The organism is Mycobacterium sp. TH-M25 (assembly GCF_057473665.1).
Genome location: NZ_JBYCLA010000307.1, coordinates 1 through 3,940, shown reverse-complemented (window position 1 = coordinate 3,940; position 3,940 = coordinate 1). Strand labels below are relative to the sequence as shown.

General features: G+C 63.4%; 1 protein-coding gene and 2 pseudogenes. All 3 read left to right on the top strand.

All coding sequences use genetic code 11. The annotated features are described in order from the left end of the window. A partial coding sequence (locus tag AC2VOU_RS10350; protein WP_486957297.1) for a carotenoid oxygenase family protein occupies positions 1-843 on the top strand: 843 nt, incomplete at its 5' end. A gap of 166 nt (positions 844-1,009) precedes the next feature. Next, positions 1,010-2,019, top strand: a pseudogene (locus AC2VOU_RS10345) (ABC transporter ATP-binding protein). A 409-nt stretch (positions 2,020-2,428) separates the two neighbouring features. Next, positions 2,429-3,940: pseudogene (locus AC2VOU_RS10340) on the top strand (DNA-directed RNA polymerase subunit beta); the annotation flags it as partial.

The following is a 3,940-nucleotide window of genomic DNA, read 5'->3' as shown; positions in this document are numbered from 1 at the left end:
GACCTGCCGGTGACATTCGACCCGGTACCGGTGTTGCGCGCGGCTGTGCCGAGCTGGCTGCAACTGCCCGCCCGGCTGGTGATGCAGTCGGTGATCGGACGGGTCCGGATTCCCAGCCCGATCGCGGCGCTAGTCAACCGCGACACCCGTCGTGCAGTCGGCCTCCCGTACGCGTGGAACCCTGACTATCCGGCACGCATCGGCGTCATGCCCCGCGAGGGCCGCGGGAGCAACGCGGGCAAGGATGCCATTCGCTGGTTCGACATCGAGCCCTGCTACGTCTACCACCCGCTCAACGCCTACTCCGAAGCTCGGGCGGGGGCCGAGGTGCTGGTGCTTGACGTGGTGCGCTACCCACGGATGTTCGACCGCGACCGGCGCGGGCCCGGCGAGAGCTTGCCCACCTTGGACCGCTGGACGATCAACCTGACGACCGGCGCGGTCGGCACCGAGTGCCGCGACGATCGGTCGCAGGAGTTTCCCCGGATCAACGAGAACCTCACCGGCGGGCGGCATCGATTCGGCTACACCGTCGGCGTCGACGGCGGATTCGTCGCGGCGGACCAGATGTCGACGTTCCTCTACAAGCACGACTACACGAGCGGATCCAGGGAGGTCGCGGTGCTCGACCCCGACCTGCTCATTGGCGAAATGTCGTTCGTGCCGAACCCGGGTGCTGCCGCCGAAGACGACGGCGTCCTGATGGGCTTGGGGCAGCACCGCGGCCGTGATGAAAGCCAGTTGCTGTTGTTGGATGCCCAGACCCTCGAGTCGGTGGCCACGGTGCATCTGCCCCAGCGGATACCAATGGGTTTTCACGGCAATTGGGCGCCGAGTGCCTGACTCGGCGCTGCTGCAGCCTTGTCCAACGTTGTCGGGGTAAGTTTGGTTGCACCGGCTTTTCGTGGCGCTGTGCAACCGTGAAGTCCTGCCTCAAGCGTGCGCTACAGTGACTCAATACCACACAAAAGCGCAGGTGGCAGCGATTGGCGGCAACGGAAGGATTCCCATGGGCGTTGCGATCGAGGTGAAGGGACTAACCAAGTCCTTTGGATCCTCGAGGATTTGGGAAGTCGTCACGCTTGAAATCCCCGCCGGTGAGGTCAGTGTGTTGCTCGGGCCGTCGGGTACTGGCAAATCCGTGTTCTTGAAGTCCCTCATCGGGTTGTTGCGGACGGAACGTGGCTCGATCCTCATCGATGGCACCGACATCATCGAATGCTCGGCCAAGGAACTCTACGAGATCCGCACCCTGTTCGGCGTGCTGTTCCAGGACGGCGCGCTGTTCGGCTCGATGAACCTCTTCGACAACACCGCGTTCCCGTTGCGTGAGCACACCAAGAAAAAGGAAAGCGAGATCCGTGACATCGTCATGGAGAAGCTGCAGCTGGTCGGCCTCGGTGGGGACGAGAAGAAATTCCCCGGCGAGATCTCCGGCGGTATGCGCAAGCGTGCTGGCCTAGCGCGCGCTTTGGTTCTCGACCCGCAGATCATTCTGTGCGACGAGCCCGACTCAGGTCTGGACCCGGTCCGTACCGCCTACCTGAGTCAGCTGATCATGGACATCAATGCCCAGATCGACGCGACCATCCTGATCGTGACGCACAACATCAACATCGCCCGCACCGTGCCCGACAACATGGGCATGTTGTTCCGCAAGCATCTGGTGATGTTCGGGCCCCGTGAGGTGCTGCTAACCAGCGACGAGCCGGTCGTGCGGCAATTCCTCAACGGCCGCCGCATCGGGCCGATCGGTATGTCCGAGGAGAAGGACGAGGCCACCATGGCCGAAGAGGCGGCCTTGCTCGAAGCGGGCCACCACGCGGGTGGCACCGAGGAAATCGAGGGGGTGCCGCCGCAGATCACCGCGACGCCGGGCATGCCGAGCGCAAAGCGGTCGCGCGCCGCCAGGCCCGGGTGCGCGCGATGTTGCACACACTGCCCAAGGGCGCCCAGGCGGCGATCCTCGATGACCTCGAGGGCACCCACAAGTACCAAGCGCACGAATTCGGCGACTAAAGGTGTGCTCTGGCCATCCATCGCCACTTGGCGCAACTCGCCTGCGCTGCCCTCTTGACGGCAGAGCCTAAACGGGTCAATCTGTTGGGCAGCATCTGTCCACGGGGAAAGTCGAGATGCCAGCCAGCGCCGATACCCCCGTGGACGTGGCCGTTATTGGGTAGTTGAGGAATGCGCCGTCCTGCGCTATTGTTGGACGTTGCGCTGGCTACTTCCTGCCCACCTCACCCGCCACTTGACACTGTGGTCTTTAGCCTGAGCCCTGTTTGTGGCTCAGCTATTTGGTTGCGCGCGTGAGATCTGGGCTGGATTGTTCGCCGGCCGAACTAACACAATTATCGCGGCGAACCGGCGGACACCAGCTTTCTGGGGTTCACGTGAGCCGCACGAGGTGCTGGAAGGATGCATCTTGCCAGATTTCGGCCAGAGCAAGACAGACGTAAGTCCTAGCCAGAGTCGCCCCCAAAGTTCGTCCAACAACTCCGTGCCCGGAGCGCCCAACCGAATTTCATTTGCCAAGCTCCGCGAACCGCTTGAGGTTCCGGGGCTGCTTGACGTGCAGACTGATTCGTTCGAGTGGTTGATCGGATCGCCGCGCTGGCGTGCCGCGGCCGCCAGCCGCGGGGATCTCAAGCCGGTGGGTGGTCTCGAAGAGGTGCTCTACGAGCTGTCGCCGATCGAGGACTTCTCCGGCTCCATGTCGCTGTCGTTCTCCGATCCCCGTTTCGACGAAGTCAAGGCGCCGGTCGATGAGTGCAAAGACAAGGACATGACGTACGCGGCCCCGTTGTTCGTCACGGCCGAGTTCATCAACAACAACACCGGTGAGATCAAGAGCCAGACGGTGTTTATGGGCGACTTCCCGATGATGACCGAGAAGGGCACCTTCATCATCAACGGGACCGAGCGTGTCGTCGTGAGCCAGCTGGTGCGCTCCCCGGGTGTGTACTTCGACGAGACGATCGACAAGTCCACCGAGAAGACGCTGCACAGCGTCAAGGTGATTCCCAGCCGCGGGGCCTGGCTGGAATTCGACGTCGACAAGCGCGACACCGTGGGTGTGCGCATCGACCGCAAACGCCGGCAACCCGTCACGGTGCTGCTTAAGGCGCTGGGCTGGACCAGCGAGCAGATCATCGAACGCTTCGGTTTCTCCGAGATCATGCGCTCGACGCTGGAGAAGGACAACACCGTCGGCACCGATGAGGCGCTGCTGGACATCTACCGCAAGCTGCGCCCCGGCGAGCCGCCGACCAAGGAGTCCGCGCAGACGCTGTTGGAGAACCTGTTCTTCAAGGAGAAGCGCTACGACCTGGCCCGGGTTGGTCGTTACAAGGTCAACAAGAAGCTCGGGTTGCACGCCGGTGAGCCGATCACGAGCTCGACGCTGACCGAAGAGGACGTCGTCGCCACCATCGAGTACCTGGTCCGGCTGCATGAGGGTCAGTCGACGATGACCGTTCCAGGTGGCGTCGAGGTGCCAGTGGAAACTGACGACATCGACCACTTCGGCAACCGCCGGCTGCGCACGGTCGGCGAATTGATCCAGAACCAGATCCGGGTCGGCATGTCGCGGATGGAGCGGGTGGTCCGGGAGCGGATGACCACTCAGGACGTCGAGGCGATCACGCCGCAGACGCTGATCAATATCCGGCCGGTGGTGGCCGCGATCAAGGAGTTCTTCGGCACCAGCCAGCTGTCGCAGTTCATGGACCAGAACAACCCGCTGTCCGGCCTAACCCACAAGCGCCGGCTGTCGGCGCTGGGGCCGGGCGGTCTGTCGCGTGAGCGTGCCGGGCTAGAGGTCCGCGACGTGCACCCGTCGCACTACGGCCGGATGTGCCCGATCGAGACTCCGGAAGGCCCCAACATCGGCCTGATCGGTTCGCTGTCGGTGTATGCCCGGGTCAACCCGTTCGGC